This window comes from Mesorhizobium sp. CNPSo 4670, assembly GCF_057784235.1.
Genome location: NZ_JBWJFQ010000015.1, coordinates 70,292 through 86,204, shown reverse-complemented (window position 1 = coordinate 86,204; position 15,913 = coordinate 70,292). Strand labels below are relative to the sequence as shown.

Sequence of the window (15,913 nt, the reverse complement as noted above, 5' to 3'; positions counted from 1 at the left end):
GGAGGAGGCTTTCATGTCCAAACTTCGCGTCAATGCTTTCACACTGTCGCTCGACGGGTACGGCGCCGGTCCGGATCAGGATCTGCAAAATCCGCTCGGTGTCGGCGGGGAAGCCCTGCACAAATGGGCCTGGAGCACCCGCACCTTCCGCACGATGTTCGGCGAAGAGGGCGGCGCGACCGGCACTGACGAGGACTTTGCCGCGCGCAGCTTCGAGAATGTCGGCGCCTGGATCCTCGGCCGCAATATGTTCGGACCGATCCGGGGCGAATGGCCTGACGATAGCTGGAAGGGCTGGTGGGGTGATAACCCACCCTACCATGTGCCGGTTTTCGTGCTGACCCACCACAAGCGGGCATCCCTGCCCATGGAAGGCGGCACGACATTCCATTTCGTCACAGACGGCATCCATTCGGCGCTTGAACAGGCGAAAGCGGCGGCGGATGGCAAGGACGTGCGGGTTGGCGGTGGCGTCGCCACCATCCGGCAATATCTGCAGGAGAAACTGATCGACGAGATGCATCTGGCGATCTCGCCGCTGCTGCTCGGTTCGGGCGAGAATCTCTTTGCCGGCCTGGACATGCCCAAGCTTGGCTATCAATGCAGCGAGCAGGTGGCGACAGCGCTCGCCACGCATGTGATCGTCAAGCGGGCTTAGGTTTCAGACGCGTAGCCTACGCCGCGATCCTTCGCGTGCCCCTCTGTCCTGCCGGACATCTCCCCCACGAGAGGGGGAGATTTAGCAACCCCAGACAGTCAATACTTCTCAGGCACGTAGAGTTCGCGCGGCAGCGTCTGGCGTTCGTATTCAGGATTGAAGACGCGCTCGGGCAGCGTGATCTCCTCGTGCGGCACCTCCTCATACGGCAGCTGCTTGAGCAGATGGTCGATGCAGTTCAGCCGCGCCCGCTTCTTGTCGTTACCCTCGACGATGAACCATGGCGCCTCGGGAATGTTGGTGCGGGCGAAGGTCTCTTCCTTGGCCTTGGTGTACTGCTCCCAGCGCACGCGCGACTGCAGGTCCATCGGCGACAGTTTCCACTGCTTCATCGGATCGTGGATGCGCATCAGGAAGCGCATCTGCTGCTCCTCGTCGGTGATCGAGAACCAGTATTTGACCACGGTGACGCCCGAGCGGACCAGCATGCGCTCGAACTCCGGCACGTCGCGGAAGAATTCTTCGACCTGATCGGGCTCGGCAAAACCCATCACCCGTTCAACACCGGAGCGGTTGTACCAGGAGCGGTCGAACAGCACGATTTCGCCGCCAGCCGGCAGATGCGGCACATAGCGCTGGAAATACCATTGCGACTTCTCGCGCTCGGTCGGTGCCGGGAGGGCGACGACGCGGCAGATGCGCGGATTGAGCCGCTGCGTGATGCGCTTGATGACGCCACCCTTGCCGGCGGAGTCGCGGCCCTCGAAGATCACCACCAGCTTCTTCTTGTGATAGGCGACCCATGACTGCAGTTTGATCAGCTCGGACTGCAAGGTGATCAGGTCGCGAAAATACTGCATGCGATCAATCGATGGCGGATGCGAGTTCTTGTAGATCTTGGCGATCTCCATCGACAGCGCCGGCTCCGACATTTCGAGCTCATAGTCCTCGTCGAGCGTGTCGGCGAGCTCGGCTTCAAGCCAGTCCCTGGCTGGAGAATTCTGTTTTAGCTCGGTCATATCAGCTGCTCCGCTTGCAAGCCGTGTCAATCCACGTCCGGCGCCCCAACCCCTGGCCTGCGTCCCGGAGTCGCAACACCTGAGCCGACTTCAATATAGGCCGGCAATGACGGTTTTATTGCAGCCTGGAGCGAGACTGCCGCCACCGCAACTTCCGCGAGGCATGATCGATCCATCGTCGTGGCATGGCGACAAGCGGCTCGAATTGTCCTACAAATGTGGCAGGCCGTCCGGGCACTGCCTTTCAACAACAAATCGCGAGGACTTACATGGAATACCGCACCCTCGGCCGTTCCGGCTTGAAAGTTTCGACCTTGACCATGGGCACCATGACCTTCGGCGGTGCCGGCGCATTTTCGGCTGTCGGCAAGACCGACCTCGACGAGGCGCGCCGGATGATCGATCTCTGCATCGATGCCGGCATCAATGTCATCGACACCGCCAATGTCTATTCGAACGGTATCTCCGAAGAGATCATCGGCGAGGCGCTCGGCGGCAAGCGCAAGGGCGACGTGCTGATCGCCTCCAAGGCACGGATGCGGATCGGCAACGGTCCCAACGATGAAGGCCTGTCGCGCTATCATCTGATCCGCGAATGCGAGAAGAGCCTGAAGCGGTTGAAGACCGATGTCATCGACATCTACTTCCTGCACGAATGGGACGGCACGACACCGCTCGAGGAAACCATTGCCGCGCTCGATACGCTGGTTGCCCAGGGCAAGGTCCGCTATGTCGGCTGCTCCAACTATTCCGGTTGGCAGGTGATGAAGGCGCTCGGCATCAGCGACGGCCATCACCAGCCGCGCTTCGTCACCCAGCAGATCCACTACACGCTGGAAGCGCGCGAGGCGGAATATGAATTGCTGCCGATTTCGATCGACCAGGGGCTGGGCGTGCTGGTCTGGAGCCCGCTTGCCGGCGGATTGCTGTCCGGCAAATACCGACGCGACAGCCCGACTGCCCGCCAGCTTGCCGGCTGGTCGGAACCGCCGATCCGCGACGAGGACCGGCTCTGGCGGATCGTCGATGTTCTTGTCGAGATCGGCACGCAGCGCGGCGTGTCGGCGGCGCAGGTGGCGCTGGCCTGGCTGCTCGGCCGGCCGGCGGTCAGTTCGCTGGTGATCGGCGGCAGGACCGTAACGCAGTTTCGGGACAACATCGCGGCGGCAAGCCTGGTGCTGACCGGCGAAGAGCGTGACCGCCTCGACGCGGTCAGCCGGCCACCCGTGCTCTATCCCTACTGGCACCAGCAACTGACGGCAAAGGACCGTTTTGGTCCCGCCGATCTGGTGATTGACCGCAGCGGCGTGTGACCACGGAGATTTCCGGGCAGAGCTCGGCGGACGAAGTCCGCACTTAACCCGTGATATAGCGCCTGCGGCGCGATATCGCGCACGACGTTTCGCGCATAATAAAAAACCCTTTTCGTCGTTCGTTGTATGGTGGCCATGGTTTCACTTGATCAAAACAAACGCGCGGATTGCGACGCGTTGGCGCCCCCGGTCCCCTACACCATTGTGCCGCGCATCTTGCAAGCCCGGACCATCATCGACGCGAACGGCCGGGCACGATCGCTTCAGCTGTTGTATTTGACGGCTAATGCTCCTAGGCAGGGTCAGAGCCGCAAGGCAGTGAAAAGGAGCCGATATGGCGCGACCACCAAACTACGATCAGGAACGCAAGGAACGCGACCGCCAGAAGGCGGCCAAGAAGGCTGAAAAGCTGGCGGCCAAGGTTGCCGCGCGCGAGCGTTCGAAGCCTGAAGACGAGACTGAAACCGAAACCGAAACGGCAAAGTGACGGCAAAAGGCCCGCGCATGCGGGCCGTGCCTCATTCCAGATTGTCGCCTTGGATCAGGCCGGGGCCTTGTCGCTGACAAAGACGTCCACTTCGCGCGCTGCCGCAATGAAGGCGCGCCTGGCGTTCATCGCCGGCTTGTCGCCGGCCAGCGCATCGTGACAGGCCTGCAGGGCCGCGCGATGCTTGGGGCTGCGTTTGCCGGGCCAGCTGTTGAGCAGGTAATCGGAAGCCTCACGAGCCGTACGCAAGAGCTGAGTGCTCCCCGCCGTGACTGACTTGACGGTCACGGGTGTTTCAAATCGGTTGTTTTCCATCGCCGCTCTTACGCCATCGGTGTCCGCGAAGCGAGGCCGAAAGTGCACGGCGCGCCCGGACGTCGCCTTTTGCGCGGCGCGTACCGCATGCCTTAGGCAGCGATGACGGCAAAACCCCTGGCGCGAAGACCGCGCCGGTCGTTGGCGAGCGACGTCACCAGCCGGTCGCGACTGCCGACGATGTGGGCCGAAAGCAGGTGCGCGGCCTCATCGCCGTCGCCGAGGCGTGCCGCGGCCAGAATGGCGCGATGTTCGGCCCAGGCACGTGCAAGGGCCGCCTCGTCGCGAACCTCCAGCCAACGCGCCCGCGACAGGCGCGTCATGGCATCGCGGACCGCCCGGAACAGGAATTCGTTGCCTGACAGGCGCGCCAGCTCGATGTGAAAATCCATGCCGATACGATGCCATTCCTCGCGGGGTGTCTCGGTATCGCAGGAGTCGAGCATCGCCTCGATGACATCGACCGCGCTGCGATCCGCCAGGGCACATGTCAGGCGAAGGGCTGCAACCTCGACCGCCTCCCGGTAGACGGCGATCTGCTCGAGTTCGGCAAGGTTGATCGGCGACACCGTCCAGCCACGGCCGTCCCTGCCGACAAGACCCTCGGTCTCGAGCCGCAGCAGCGCGGCCCTGACGGGGGTTCGCGACGCGCCAAAGCGGCTTTCGATCCAGCGCTCGGTGAGTTTCTCGCCGGGACCGATCTCGAGCCCCAGGATCATCTGGCGAAGCTGTTTTTCGACGCTCTGCATCTGCGACATTGTCGTTCCCGTTTTTCTGACCGTTGGCTGGTGATCGGTTTTCTGGCCGCGTTTCCCGATCACGTTTGAGAGGGTCGCATTGACAGCACCCACGCTTGCGTCCATGACGGATACCATCTTGGTATCCCAAAATGGTATCCGCAGCAACCACCAACACGGCATTGCTCGGACAGGACTTATGACATGCAGAACACGCCCCCGACGACCGACAGCACCTATAATATCCACTGGCGGCGCAATCTGTTCGTTTGCTTTGCCGGTTCGTTCTCGACACTTATCGCCATGACGCTGCTTTTGCCGTTCCTGCCGCTCTATATCGAGCAGCTTGGCGCTGAAGGCCACGCGGCGATCGTGCAATGGTCGGGGATCGCCTATGGCGCGACCTTCTTCGCGGCGGCACTTGTGGCGCCGCTGTGGGGACGTCTCGGCGACCGCTACGGCCGCAAGGTGATGCTGGTTCGCGCCAGCTTCGGCATGGCCATATGCATGTCGCTGACCGGCATGGTGCAGACTGTCTGGCAGTTGGTGCTGCTGCGGCTGCTGATCGGGTTTGCCGGCGGCTATTCCTCGGGATCGACCATCCTGGTCGCCATGCAGACGCCCAAGGAGCGTTCCGGCTGGGCATTGGGCCTGCTGTCGGCCGGTATCACCGGTGGGGCACTGGTCGGTCCGCTGGTTGGTGGCGCCCTGCCGCCGCTGATCGGCATCCGCGCCACGTTCCTGCTGTCCGGCGGCGTCATCTTCCTGGCATTCCTGGCGACCACCTTTCTGATCAAGGAGAACCCCCGGCCGAAAGCGACGGACGCCGCATCGAAGGGCAAGCCGAAAGGCGGCTGGGCACAAATCCCCGACAAACGGCCTGTCATCGCCATGCTGGCGACCGGCATGCTGTTGAGTTTCGCCACCATGTCGATCGAGCCGATTATCACCATCTATGTGCAGCAGCTGATCGAAGACCAGAGCCACGTCACGCTGATATCCGGCGTCGTCATGTCGGCGGCGGCGCTGGGCGCCATCCTGTCGGCTTCACGCCTGGGCAAGCTCGCCGACCGCATCGGCCATTGGAACGTCATCATCGGCGCGCTTGCCGTCTCGGCGCTGCTGCTGATCCCGCAAGCCTTCGTCACGCAGAGCTGGCAACTCATCGGCCTGCGCTTCCTGATGGGCCTGGCGCTGGGCGGGCTCCTGCCCTGCATCACCAGCGTCATCCGCCACAATGTTCCCGACGGCGTCGGCGGCAATGTGCTCGGGCTCTCGATCTCCGCTCAATATGTCGGACAGGTCGCCGGCCCCTTGCTTGGCGGATTTGCCGGCGGCCATTTCGGCATGCGCTCGGTGTTTCTGGGCACATCCATCTTGATGGCCGGCGGCGCGGTCTATAACTGGCTGGCGCAATCGCGCCGCGAGCAGGACATGCTCGCCAATGCCGGCAAGCCCTGACTAGTTGGGTCGTATGCCTTGAACGTCACGGAGCCCCAGACATGAGCACGGCCGAGCAATCTTCCGTCAACAGCGGCCGGATCCTCGTCCTGGCCGGCGGCCTCTGTGGCGCCGCCGGCGTGGCGCTGTCGGCCGCGGCGGCGCATCTGGGCGGTGCCTTTGTCGGCACTGCCGCATCCTTCCTGCTCATGCACGCGCCGGTCTTCCTCGCGACCGGACTGCTTGGCGCGAACCGGACGCTGCGCATCGGCAGCCTGATCCTGCTGGTTGGGCTGCTGTTGTTCTGCGGCGACCTGCTGGCCCGCGATTTCCTCGGTTCGCGGCTGTTCCCGCTGTCGGCGCCGATCGGCGGCACCTTGCTCATCGCCGGCTGGCTGGTTATCGCTGGCTCGGCGCTGGTGCGCGCACGTTCCTGACAGCGCTGGACCCGCAGCCCTTATCGATGTCTCTGGGGGCGATGTCTCCGGGCGCCTTGCCCGGGACTGGCCCCATTCGCGAAAACCGACGTGATCCTGTCACACCGCGTTTGTCGATCGATCAATCCTGCCGGCGCTCGGGCTTATCGAGCACTTCGCGATCGTGCCGCCGCAGCTTCGCCAATAGACGCCTCTCCGGCCGTTTGGACGCCGGCGCGATGCCCCAGTAGTGGCGGTAGATGTCTTCGAACAGATAGCTCACGGGATGCATGATGCACTCCTTTCAAGATTTGAATCGATCCAATCGGTACCCACAAAAAAGCTATCCCGATTAGCTCCGTCTGCGCTCCACGAAGAACCGCAGTTCGCGAACCCATGGGCTGGCATTCTCTTGGCGCCTCTGTTTCGTGGCGGTCGAACCGATGCTCCAGTCGTTGCGGTAGATGTCTTGGAAGAGATAGTTGACGGGATGCATGACACATCTCCCTTTGCTGATATTGAATCGATCCAATCATATGGACCTTTGTTCCCTTGGATCGATTCAAAGATACACCTCGCCGAGTCGTTGTTCAAGGCAGAATTTGAACCGATCCAACGAAAGTGTTAGATGGGATGAATTCAGGAGACGAAGATGGCCCCGTTGAGCTCTGGAAAGACAAGACCGGTCCGGCTGGCAGACATTGCCAAAGCGGCCGGCGTGTCGCACGGCACGGCGTCCAACGTGTTCGCCCGCCCTGAGATCGTACGCGAGGAGGTCCGCGAACGCGTCAAGGCGGCAGCCGAGGCAATGGGATATGGCGGACCCGACCCCAAGGGTCGGCTGCTGCGCGCCGGCAAGGTCAATGCCATCGGTGTCGCGACCGCGGAACCGTTGTCCTATTTCTTCAACGACCCTTTCGCCCGGGTCATGATGGCAAGCATCTCGCAGGCTTGCGACGCGACTGGTGCGGGGATCTCGCTGGTCTCCGCCGCCAACAACGAACAGCTCGCCTGGAACATCCAGAGCGCGCTGGTCGACGGCTTCATTGTCTTTTGCATCGAAGGCGGCTCAAGGCTGGTAGAACTGGCGCGCGAACGCAAACTCCCCTTTGTCGCGCTCGATCTTGATTCGGACGACGACGATGCGGTCGCGGCGATCGGTGTCGACAACATCGCCGGCGCCGGTCTCGCGGCGCGCCATCTGACCGAGCTCGGGCATCGTCGCTTTGCCGTGCTTGCCCTGCCCTGTGCCGACGCCGGCTTCGGCCCAACCACGCAGGCGCAGGTGGAGAAGGCCCTCTATTCCGGGACGCGCGACCGCCTGCGCGGCTACTTCGCCGAACTCTCGCGCGTCGACATCGACGTCTCGAAGGTGCCGATCTACGAAACCGTCAATGACGAGGAGAGCGTCTGGGCGGGCCTCGATCATATTTTCGCCGGCGCCGAGACACCGACCGCCATCCTGGCAATGTCGGACAGGATCGCCTTGCATGCGCTGGACTGGCTGCGCCAGCACGACATCACTGTCCCGGGCGAGGTTTCGATCGTCGGCTTCGACGGTGTCCCGGAAGGAGCGGTTTCCAAGCCGCCGCTGACTACGATCGTCCAGCCGATCGCCGAGATGGGCCGCCTTGCCGTCAAGGCGATCCTCGAAAACGACGGCACATTCAGTCGGCAATCGCTGCCGGTCGACCTCGTGGTGCGGGCCTCATCCGGCCCCTCGCCCGCCTGACGCCTCAACGCCCCATTCTTGTTGCCATCGACGACATGACGAAGGACGCCTGGACCGGCAGTGCGGCGTTTTGCGCCGGTCTGCTTTTCCCGGACTTGTCAAGGCTCGAAAGCCATTCGAGATAGTAGGCAAGCGCAAACTGCATGGCGATGCCGGCGGCAATCAACAGGCTGTCATAGGCCAGCCCGCCCGGGTTGATCAGCTTCAGCACCTGCGCCGTCAGGGCGAGCACCGTGCCGGCAATGAAAACCGGCAACGATCGTTTGCCCAATATGGCAAGCGGATGATCGCGCCCGGTGCGGAATAGGTTGGAGACGGCCGGGAATGCCGCGATCAGATAGCTCACCGCCAGGATATGCAGCAGCCTCGGCAGCGCCAGAAACGTCTTGTCGAAGCCGGTCAGCACCGGAGGCAGGCCCAACCAGGAAATCTGCCCCCAGAGCGGACTGTGCACCCAGACCAGCGCCGTGGCGGTGTAGGCCAAAGCCGCGCCAACCAGCCAGCGATTGACCGGGATGGTGCCGCCACGACGGACATGCAGCGTACCCGCCAGGCCGATGTTGAACAGGAACTGCCACGACAGCGGGTTGAGAAACCAGAAGCCGGGCTCGGGATAGTTCGGCGGCGCGATCTGGTAGATCCCGGCGACCAGCCACAGCGCACCGGATGCGACCAGAGCCGGCAATGGCCGGTAGCTGACGAAGAGCAGGAAGACCGGCGCCAGCAAGAGCAGCACGGCATAGACCGGCAGGATGTTGTTGTAGCCGAGCTGATGGCCGAGCGTCACGATGCCGACCAGCACTTGCGGCGTATTCTTGATCAACGGCTCGATGTTGATCATCGTCAGCAGCTCAGGTCGGCGGGCGAACACCGCCGCCGCGCAAAAGATCGCCATCACCACCATGGTGGTAACGATGTGGGCGGCATAGAGCACGCCAGCGCGGCGCCACATCTTCAACGTTACCAGCAGCCGGTTTCCAGTCTGGAATTTCTTGCCATAGGCAAGCGCGACCGAGATTCCGGAAATCAGCACGAAGACCTCAGCCGCGTCTGAAAAGCCGAAATTCTTGTAGGTCAGATATTCGAAGGCGGTGCCCGGCACGTGGTCGACAAAGATGGTAAGCAGAGCGAGAGCACGCAGCACATCGATGCGCGTGTCACGCTCCGAGACGCGCTCGGCGCGATCCGGGATACGCATCTCGCGATCCGGGATACGCATATCGCGATCCGAGACGAGCGCATTGCGGTCTGGGACACGCGTGCCGCTGTCCGCGATACGCGTGCCGCGATCGGGGACACGCGTGCCGCGGTCCGGGGAAAGTTGGGTGGTCATCGACAAAAGGCCTCAAAGCTGGTTGTTCATGCCGGCAATGCGACCCCCGGCGCACCGCTTCGATTCCTCCCGCAGGAATATATCGGCGAAGAAACGGACGGTAATGCGCCCGGTTCAATCAACTTTCGCGGAGCTTGAAAATATTGCGTTTTGAAGCCGGCAAACTGACCGGAACCGTCATGAAATCAAAAGGATGAGGCCATGACCGAACAGACCTCACAACATGGTGCGTTGTTGCGTGATCTCGCCTTCCGCTACCGTCTTTGCAACCCTGCGGATTCAACTGGCGAATGCTTCTTCCTGCTGCATGGGTCGGGTGTCGACGAGACGACATTGGTGCCGCTGGCACGAGAGATCGCGCCGCGCGCCACACTGATCGCCGTGCGCGGCCGCATCGTCCAGGAGGATGGTTTCCGCTGGTTCGCGCGCATCACGCCGACGCGTTTCGAACAGCAGAGCATCCGCACCGAAACCAACGCTTTTGCGGGCTTCGTCACCGATGCGGCCAGACGCCACAATATCGACCTCTCCCGCACGGCGTTCCTCGGCTATTCGAACGGCGCCAATCTGGTTTCGAGCCTGATGCTGCTGCACCCGGGCCTTGTCGAACGCGCCGCGCTGCTGCGGCCGATGCCGGTGCTTGACGACGTGCCGGAGACGGATCTGTCAAGCGTGCGGGTGCTGATTGTCGCCGGCGCTGCCGACCTTACCTATGCGCCCTTCGCGCCGGCCCTGGTGACGTTGCTCAGTCAGCATGGCGCCGACCTCGACGCCCGGATTGTTCCATCGGGTCATGAATTCGGCAGCGCCGACGCGGCAATCGTCAGGCAATGGCTGAAGGCGGTTCCGGCAACAGCCGCCTAGCTGCTGACTGCCCTTGCTGACCAGCATGCCGGCGGCGGCGCTGACTACCCTACCCTCGCCCCATCCGGTTCCAGGCATCCAGCCCGGCGATCTTGTAAGCTTCGGCGAGCGTCGGATAGTTGAAGGTGTTGTTGACGAAGAAGTCGACGGTGCCGCCGAGATTGATCACCGCCTGGCCAATGTGGATAAGCTCTGTGGCGCCCTCGCCGATGATATGCGCGCCGAGCAGCCGGCGCGTTTCGATCGAGAACAGCAGCTTCAGGAAGCCGGTGTTGACGCCCATGATGTGGCCGCGCGAGGTCTCGCGGAAACGCGCCACGCCGACCTCATAGGCAGCGCCACTTTCACGCACCTGTTCCTCGGACTGGCCGACCGTCGAGATTTCCGGCACCGCGTAGATGCCGTAGGGAAAGGTTTCGGGTGGCGGCGGCAAGGGCACGCCGAAAGCATGACAGGCTGCCACCCTGCCCTGCTCCATCGAGGTCGAGGCCAGGCTCGGAAAGCCGATGACGTCGCCGGCGGCGTAGATGTTGGGCACGCTGGTCTGGAACGACTGGGGATCGACCTTGATTCGCCCCCTGGAGTCGGCGTCGATGCCGACGACATCCAACCCCAGGCTGCCGACATTGCCGGTGCGGCCGGCGGCGTAGAGCACCACCTCGGAGCGAATGGTACGGCCATCGGCCAGTTCAACCTCGGCGGCGTCCGGCTTGGACCGGATCTCCTTCACGGCGCTGCCGAGCCGGATCGTCATGCCGCGATCGCGCATCTGATGGATGAAATCGTCAACGATCTCGCGGTCGACGAAATCGAGGATGGAGTTGCGCGGCTCGACCAGCGTCACCGGCACGTCGAGCGCGGAAAAGATCGTCGCATATTCGACCCCGATGACGCCGGCGCCGATCACGGTCAATGTGCGCGGCAAACGGTCGAGCTCCAGCATCTCGTCGCTGTCGAAGATTCGGGTCCTGTCGAAAGGCACGTCGCGCGGCCGGTGCGGCCTTGTGCCGACCGCGATCAGCGCATTGGCAAAACCAACCTCGCTATAGTCTCCGGTGTCGGTGGTCAGGCTGACCTTGTTTGGGCCAAGAAACTTCACGTCGGCGCGGGCGCTCTTGACAGTGTTGCGCATGAACTGGTGCTGCAGCACCTCGACCTCGTGGTCGAGCGTCTTGTGCAGGCGCTCGACAAGATCGCCGACCGAAATATCCTGCTTGACCCGGTAGCCGCGCCCATAGAAGCCGCGCTCGCGCCAGCCCGAGAGGTTGAGCACGGTTTCGCGCAGCGTTTTCGATGGAATGGTGCCGGTATGCACCGAGACGCCACCAAGACGCCGGCCGCGGTCGACCACCAGTGCCGATTTTCCGAGCTTGGCCGACTGCACCGCAGCGCGCCGCCCTGAGGGACCGCTGCCGATGACCAGCATGTCGTAGTCCATAGTGCCCCGTCCCTCTGCCCCTGAGCGCTTTGTTGCGCCGCAGCAAGCTAATGCCATCCGCGCCGCAAATTCAACCGATTCGGATTGCGTCTTATGCAGCTCGCGCCTTGCGCGCCGCAAAAAGCTCGATCTTGATTCCGCCGCGGGCCTTCACCATTTCATTACCGAGCGGCTCGCACCCTATGTCGGGCCTTGTTACGAGGAAATGACATGAACGCGCGCGTTCTCGACGGCGAAATCATCCCGACCAGGCTCGACGATGTCAGGGCCTATGACGGCGTGCGCACGCGGCGCATCCTGGCCTTCGTGCTCGACTATATCATCGTCGCGCTGCTCACCATTCCGTTCGCCATCCTGGTGTTCTTCCTCGGCATCTTGACCCTCGGCCTTGGCTGGATGCTGTTTGGCGCCCTAGTGCCGGCCGTCGCCATCCTCTACATCTGGAACACGCTGGGCAGCGCCGACCAGGCCACCACGGGCATGAAGCTGATGGGCATCCGGCTCGACCGGCTCGACGGCAGGCCGATCGACGGTCTCACCGCCGTGGTCCATTCGGTGCTGTTCTGGGCCGGCAACGTCATCCTGTCGCCGCTGGTCCTGCTGGTGACCTTGTTTGCCGATCGCAAGCGCACGCTGCACGACCTTTTGCTCGGCACCGTGGTCAGCCGTACCGACCGCTGAAACGGCCCCCTAGAGCGCAGTCACGGCCGATTGAGTGTAAATGTGAAGGCGTCTAGTCAACCACGCCCTCACAATCCTGTTGAATTTTTCGCCATCCGCGCCAAAGGTAGAGCGATTCGAAGGAGTGTTTCCAAGGCTCGATGACGCAGCATCCGACCCAGTCGCCGCAGTTCTTCCTGACCGCGCCGTCGCCGTGCCCGTATCTCGACGGCCAATTCGAGCGCAAGGTGTTCACGCATCTGGTCGGCGACAAGGCGGCGGAGATGAACGACCTGCTGACGCAAGGCGGCTTCCGGCGCTCGCAGAACATCGCCTACAGGCCGGCATGCGAGACCTGCCGTGCCTGTGTTTCGGTACGCATCCTCGCCCAGGAATTTGCCGCCAGCCGCAACATGAAGCGGGTGCTGCAGCACAATGCCGACCTCATCGGCCACATGCACAATGCCGAGCCCTCGACCGAACAATATTCTCTGTTTCGCAGCTACCTCGACGCCCGCCACCGGCGTGGCGGCATGTCCGACATGACGGTGCTCGACTATGCCATGATGGTCGAGGATACCCATGTCGACACCAAGGTGATCGAATACCGGCGGCGCGGGCCTGATACTTTCATCACCGGCAAGGGACAGGGCGAGCTGATCGCGGTGGCGCTCACCGACAAGATGGCCGACGGCCTGTCTATGGTCTATTCCTATTTCAATCCCGATTTCGAGGAGCGTTCGCTCGGCACGTTCATGATCCTCGATCACATCGCCCGCGCCCGGGCGATGGGCCTGCCCCATGTCTACCTCGGCTACTGGGTCAACGGCTCGCGCAAGATGAATTATAAGATGCGCTTCATGCCGCAGGAGCATCTCGGCCCGAAAGGCTGGGAGCGCTACACCAACGAAGCGGTTTCACGCTGAGTTTTCCCACGATCCACCCATAACTGTTTCAAGGCGGGGGATGCTGGTCTTTCAGCCGCTTGGCTGGAGAGTGCGCCATTGCGCCGGTCCACCTGCATTTCATTGCGAAAGTCGCTGCATGTCCTCCCACAATGACCACCAGAAGGGCCTTCTGATAACTGCCATCGGCGGCTTGACGCTGACCGTCGACATCCCGCTGATCCGGCTCGCCGACGGCGGCGCTTGGACGATCCTGTTGCTGCGCACCGGCACCACCTTCCTCGCGGCCATGATCATCTGGTCGATCTGGCGCGCGCTCAGCCGGAACGCCCCGCAACTCATCCCCGGCTGGTCCGGCCTTGCCGTGGCGATATGCTACGGGCTGACCTCGATCACCTTCATCACCGCCGTCTTCCACACCTCGACCGCTAACCTGGTGTTCATCCTGGCCTTCAACACCGTGTTCGCGGCGTTGCTGTCCTGGATATTCCTGAAAGAGAAGCCGCGGCTGATGACGATCGTGGCGATGCTGGTCATGATCCTTGGCGTGCTGGTCATCGTCGGCGGCTCGGTCGGCACCGGGCACCTGTTCGGCGATTTCATGGCGCTGTGCTCAGCCTTCTTCATCGCGGTCGCCATCACCATCTCGCGCGCCAGCGGCAAGGATATGGGATTCACGGCTCTGGTCGGCGTCCTCCTGCCGCTGGCGCTGGCGGCTTTCATGGTCACCGGCGAAGGGTTTCAGGTGAACGCGCCATGGTGGATCATCTTCAACGGCGCGGTGATCATGCCGATCTCGTTCTTCTGCCTAGCCAACGGTCCGAAATACATTTCAGGTCCCGAAGTGGCGATGTTCTATCTGCTCGAAACCGTGCTGGCGCCGGTCTGGGTGTGGATGATCTTTGCCGAGACACCGACCCGCAACAGCCTGATCGGCGGCGTGATACTGATCGTCACCCTGATCGCGCATTCGCTCTGGCAGTTGCACGACGGACGCAAGCGCCGTGGCGACCTTGCGGTGCATCATCCGGCCTAAGGTATGTCGATATTCAGGTGATGCCGGCCTGCAGACGGGGCTTCCTGCGCTTCCGGTTCTCACGTGTGAAAAGTACGCTCCGCTCCGGTTCTCGAAAGCCGCCGTTTTCGGCTCGGCCTAACCTGAATCTCAACACACCTTAACGCGAACCGGATCGCAGAATCAGGCGCTGGCTTTCTTCGCCACGCTGGGTTCGGGCAGAACCTCGATCTGTGGGCCAGCTTCGATTTCAGCCGGCGAACCCGGCAGGATTTCGTCGGTCAGTTCCACCTCGCGCAGCCACTCGCGCCAGATCGCGACCAGCAGGGCCATCAGCACCGGGCCGATGAACAGGCCGAGAAATCCCATGGTCTTGACGCCGCCGATCAGGCCGAAAAAGGTCGGCAGAAAGGGTAGCTTTATCGGTCCACCGACGAGCTTAGGGCGCAGCGTCTTGTCGACGATGAACAGCTCGACCGCACCCCACAGGAACAGCGCCAATCCGGCCATCGGCGACCCGCTGGCGGCGAGATAGATCGAGACCAGCGTGAAGGACAGTGGTGCGCCGCCGGGGATGAGCGCCATCACACCGGTCAGAGCGCCGAGCGTTACCGGCGACGGCACGCCGGCCAGCCAGTAGGCAATGCCCAGCACCAGCCCTTCGCCAATAGCGATGACGGTCATGCCGGTCACGGTCGAAGAGATCGTCGCCGGCACGACACGCGAGATCCGTTCCCACCGAGCCGGCAGGATGCGCTCGCCGAGGCGGTCGATCTGGCCGGCGAAATGTTCGCCGTCGCGATAGGCGAAGAACAGCGCGATCATCATGAACAGCAGCGTCAGGAGCAGGCCGAAGGCACTACCGCCGGCGGCAAGCACGCCGCGATAGATACTGCCGATGTTGGCGCCGCTGACCAGTTGGATCAGTTCGCCGATGCCGCCAGGATGGCCAAAATTGGTCGTCCATTGCTCATTCAGCCACTCGCCCACGACAGGCATGGTGGCGATCCAGTGCGGCGTCACGGCACCGTGCCGGTTGGTCTCGATCGCCCAGCCGACCCACTCGCGCACCTCGTTGATGGCGTAGGTGCCGGCAAGCGCGATCGGCACCACCAGAAAGGCGAGGATGAACAGGATGGCAAAGGTCGCGGCGATGGTGCGGTTGCCGCCAACCGCGACAAGCAGGCGCCGGTAGAGCGGCCAGCTGGCAAAGGCGATGACCAGCGCCGCCAGCACCGGAAACAGGAAGCCGTGGAAGAAGTAGACACCGGCGGCGACGATCAGCACCAGCAGCCAGCGCGCCGCCGACAGCGGCGGAATGACGGCCGACCGCAGCGGCGTCGACAGGCCGAACAGGCGCTGCTGCCGTTCCGGTTTCTGGATTTGTGCTTCCTTCAAACGCCTGCCTCTCCCGAACACCTTTCCTGCTTATGCACTGGCATAGTGCAGCAATCGTGACGATAGTCCAAATGATGAAGCTGCCGATCTTCGGGGAGGTGGCCGGCAGGCCAGAGGGGGCGCGAAGGAATGCCGTTCTTGGGCGTTGACTGTGACCAGCCGAGAACTGAGACGAATACTTAG

The 15,913-nt window shown here is 62.8% G+C and carries 17 protein-coding genes; 10 read left to right on the top strand and 7 right to left on the bottom strand.

Going from position 1 to position 15,913, the window contains the following annotated elements; all coding sequences use genetic code 11:
* Window positions 1-13: 13 nt before the first annotated feature.
* A complete protein-coding gene (locus AC0ZT5_RS23285) occupies window positions 14-658 on the top strand; it encodes a dihydrofolate reductase family protein (protein WP_477286333.1) in 645 nt (214 codons plus the stop codon).
* 98 nt (window positions 659-756) lie between these two features.
* Here AC0ZT5_RS23285 and ppk2 read toward each other — a convergent pair whose 3' ends face one another.
* Window positions 757-1,677 (bottom strand): polyphosphate kinase 2, encoded by a 921-nt coding sequence (gene ppk2 / locus AC0ZT5_RS23280; protein ID WP_095085714.1) that lies wholly within the window; start codon window positions 1,675-1,677, stop codon window positions 757-759.
* Between the two features lie 269 nt (window positions 1,678-1,946).
* Between ppk2 and AC0ZT5_RS23275 the strand changes: the two genes are divergently transcribed.
* Window positions 1,947-2,990, top strand: a complete 1,044-nt coding sequence (locus AC0ZT5_RS23275) for an aldo/keto reductase (RefSeq protein ID WP_488498348.1) — start codon at window positions 1,947-1,949, stop codon at window positions 2,988-2,990.
* Window positions 2,991-3,324: 334 nt separating this feature from the next.
* Window positions 3,325-3,477 carry a hypothetical protein gene (locus AC0ZT5_RS23270; protein WP_095085720.1) on the top strand — a complete coding sequence of 51 codons (153 nt, stop codon included), beginning with the start codon at window positions 3,325-3,327 and terminating at the stop codon, window positions 3,475-3,477.
* 54 nt (window positions 3,478-3,531) lie between these two features.
* Here AC0ZT5_RS23270 and AC0ZT5_RS23265 read toward each other — a convergent pair whose 3' ends face one another.
* Together AC0ZT5_RS23265 and AC0ZT5_RS23260 are read right to left on the bottom strand one after the other, a co-directional pair.
* On the bottom strand, window positions 3,532-3,792 hold the full coding sequence (locus AC0ZT5_RS23265) for a DUF982 domain-containing protein (protein WP_027028494.1): 261 nt from the start codon (window positions 3,790-3,792) through the stop codon (window positions 3,532-3,534).
* A 92-nt stretch (window positions 3,793-3,884) separates the two neighbouring features.
* Entirely contained in the window at window positions 3,885-4,550 is a 666-nt protein-coding gene (locus AC0ZT5_RS23260; protein WP_488498347.1) for a GntR family transcriptional regulator, read from the bottom strand.
* A gap of 183 nt (window positions 4,551-4,733) precedes the next feature.
* On the opposite strand from AC0ZT5_RS23260, the gene AC0ZT5_RS23255 reads away from it, so the two are divergent.
* Both AC0ZT5_RS23255 and AC0ZT5_RS23250 read left to right on the top strand, forming a co-directional pair.
* Entirely contained in the window at window positions 4,734-5,990 is a 1,257-nt protein-coding gene (locus tag AC0ZT5_RS23255; RefSeq protein WP_488498346.1) for a multidrug efflux MFS transporter, read from the top strand.
* 41 nt (window positions 5,991-6,031) lie between these two features.
* Window positions 6,032-6,406: a DUF423 domain-containing protein gene (locus AC0ZT5_RS23250; protein WP_488498345.1), complete on the top strand. Its 375-nt coding sequence runs from the start codon at window positions 6,032-6,034 to the stop codon at window positions 6,404-6,406.
* Window positions 6,407-6,527: 121 nt separating this feature from the next.
* On the opposite strand, the gene AC0ZT5_RS23245 is transcribed toward AC0ZT5_RS23250, so the two are convergent.
* Window positions 6,528-6,677, bottom strand: a complete 150-nt coding sequence (locus AC0ZT5_RS23245) for a hypothetical protein (protein WP_488498344.1) — start codon at window positions 6,675-6,677, stop codon at window positions 6,528-6,530.
* A gap of 360 nt (window positions 6,678-7,037) precedes the next feature.
* Between AC0ZT5_RS23245 and AC0ZT5_RS23240 the strand changes: the two genes are divergently transcribed.
* On the top strand, window positions 7,038-8,117 hold the full coding sequence (locus AC0ZT5_RS23240) for a LacI family DNA-binding transcriptional regulator (protein ID WP_488498343.1): 1,080 nt from the start codon (window positions 7,038-7,040) through the stop codon (window positions 8,115-8,117).
* Between the two features lie 4 nt (window positions 8,118-8,121).
* Here the strand turns inward: AC0ZT5_RS23240 and AC0ZT5_RS23235 are convergent, their stop codons facing one another.
* On the bottom strand, window positions 8,122-9,336 hold the full coding sequence (locus AC0ZT5_RS23235; RefSeq protein ID WP_488498417.1) for an OpgC family protein: 1,215 nt from the start codon (window positions 9,334-9,336) through the stop codon (window positions 8,122-8,124).
* A gap of 315 nt (window positions 9,337-9,651) precedes the next feature.
* Between AC0ZT5_RS23235 and AC0ZT5_RS23230 the strand changes: the two genes are divergently transcribed.
* Window positions 9,652-10,314, top strand: coding sequence for an alpha/beta hydrolase (locus AC0ZT5_RS23230; protein ID WP_488498342.1), 663 nt, complete (start codon window positions 9,652-9,654; stop codon window positions 10,312-10,314).
* Between the two features lie 49 nt (window positions 10,315-10,363).
* Here AC0ZT5_RS23230 and sthA read toward each other — a convergent pair whose 3' ends face one another.
* The gene (sthA, locus tag AC0ZT5_RS23225) at window positions 10,364-11,752 is read right to left on the bottom strand and encodes a Si-specific NAD(P)(+) transhydrogenase (RefSeq protein WP_488498341.1); all 1,389 of its coding nucleotides are present in this window, start codon (window positions 11,750-11,752) and stop codon (window positions 10,364-10,366) included.
* Window positions 11,753-11,962: 210 nt separating this feature from the next.
* Between sthA and AC0ZT5_RS23220 the strand changes: the two genes are divergently transcribed.
* From AC0ZT5_RS23220 to AC0ZT5_RS23210, 3 genes are all read left to right on the top strand, one after another.
* Window positions 11,963-12,433: an RDD family protein gene (locus AC0ZT5_RS23220; RefSeq protein ID WP_488498340.1), complete on the top strand. Its 471-nt coding sequence runs from the start codon at window positions 11,963-11,965 to the stop codon at window positions 12,431-12,433.
* Between the two features lie 140 nt (window positions 12,434-12,573).
* Complete coding sequence (locus AC0ZT5_RS23215; RefSeq protein WP_477286364.1) at window positions 12,574-13,338, top strand: arginyltransferase; 765 nt, start codon at window positions 12,574-12,576, stop codon at window positions 13,336-13,338.
* A 118-nt stretch (window positions 13,339-13,456) separates the two neighbouring features.
* Entirely contained in the window at window positions 13,457-14,353 is an 897-nt protein-coding gene (locus AC0ZT5_RS23210) for a DMT family transporter (RefSeq protein WP_488498339.1), read from the top strand.
* Between the two features lie 162 nt (window positions 14,354-14,515).
* Here AC0ZT5_RS23210 and AC0ZT5_RS23205 read toward each other — a convergent pair whose 3' ends face one another.
* Window positions 14,516-15,730 (bottom strand): AI-2E family transporter, encoded by a 1,215-nt coding sequence (locus tag AC0ZT5_RS23205; protein WP_488498338.1) that lies wholly within the window; start codon window positions 15,728-15,730, stop codon window positions 14,516-14,518.
* Window positions 15,731-15,913 lie beyond the last annotated feature (183 nt).

What these genes read in the sequence shown, in the direction of transcription:
- AC0ZT5_RS23270 (WP_095085720.1), top strand. Translation starts at nt 3,325, where the DNA reads ATGGCGCGACCACCAAACTACGATCAGGAACGCAAGGAACGCGACCGC.
- AC0ZT5_RS23265 (WP_027028494.1), bottom strand. Translation starts at nt 3,792, where the DNA reads ATGGAAAACAACCGATTTGAAACACCCGTGACCGTCAAGTCAGTCACG.
- AC0ZT5_RS23255 (WP_488498346.1), top strand. Translation starts at nt 4,734, where the DNA reads ATGCAGAACACGCCCCCGACGACCGACAGCACCTATAATATCCACTGG.
- sthA (WP_488498341.1), bottom strand. Translation starts at nt 11,752, where the DNA reads ATGGACTACGACATGCTGGTCATCGGCAGCGGTCCCTCAGGGCGGCGC.
- AC0ZT5_RS23235 (WP_488498417.1), bottom strand. Translation starts at nt 9,336, where the DNA reads ATGCGTATCCCGGATCGCGAGATGCGTATCCCGGATCGCGCCGAGCGC.
- AC0ZT5_RS23260 (WP_488498347.1), bottom strand. Translation starts at nt 4,550, where the DNA reads ATGTCGCAGATGCAGAGCGTCGAAAAACAGCTTCGCCAGATGATCCTG.
- AC0ZT5_RS23210 (WP_488498339.1), top strand. Translation starts at nt 13,457, where the DNA reads ATGTCCTCCCACAATGACCACCAGAAGGGCCTTCTGATAACTGCCATC.
- ppk2 (WP_095085714.1), bottom strand. Translation starts at nt 1,677, where the DNA reads ATGACCGAGCTAAAACAGAATTCTCCAGCCAGGGACTGGCTTGAAGCC.
- AC0ZT5_RS23275 (WP_488498348.1), top strand. Translation starts at nt 1,947, where the DNA reads ATGGAATACCGCACCCTCGGCCGTTCCGGCTTGAAAGTTTCGACCTTG.
- AC0ZT5_RS23250 (WP_488498345.1), top strand. Translation starts at nt 6,032, where the DNA reads ATGAGCACGGCCGAGCAATCTTCCGTCAACAGCGGCCGGATCCTCGTC.
- AC0ZT5_RS23230 (WP_488498342.1), top strand. Translation starts at nt 9,652, where the DNA reads ATGACCGAACAGACCTCACAACATGGTGCGTTGTTGCGTGATCTCGCC.
- AC0ZT5_RS23240 (WP_488498343.1), top strand. Translation starts at nt 7,038, where the DNA reads ATGGCCCCGTTGAGCTCTGGAAAGACAAGACCGGTCCGGCTGGCAGAC.
- AC0ZT5_RS23285 (WP_477286333.1), top strand. Translation starts at nt 14, where the DNA reads ATGTCCAAACTTCGCGTCAATGCTTTCACACTGTCGCTCGACGGGTAC.
- AC0ZT5_RS23215 (WP_477286364.1), top strand. Translation starts at nt 12,574, where the DNA reads ATGACGCAGCATCCGACCCAGTCGCCGCAGTTCTTCCTGACCGCGCCG.
- AC0ZT5_RS23220 (WP_488498340.1), top strand. Translation starts at nt 11,963, where the DNA reads ATGAACGCGCGCGTTCTCGACGGCGAAATCATCCCGACCAGGCTCGAC.
- AC0ZT5_RS23245 (WP_488498344.1), bottom strand. Translation starts at nt 6,677, where the DNA reads ATGCATCCCGTGAGCTATCTGTTCGAAGACATCTACCGCCACTACTGG.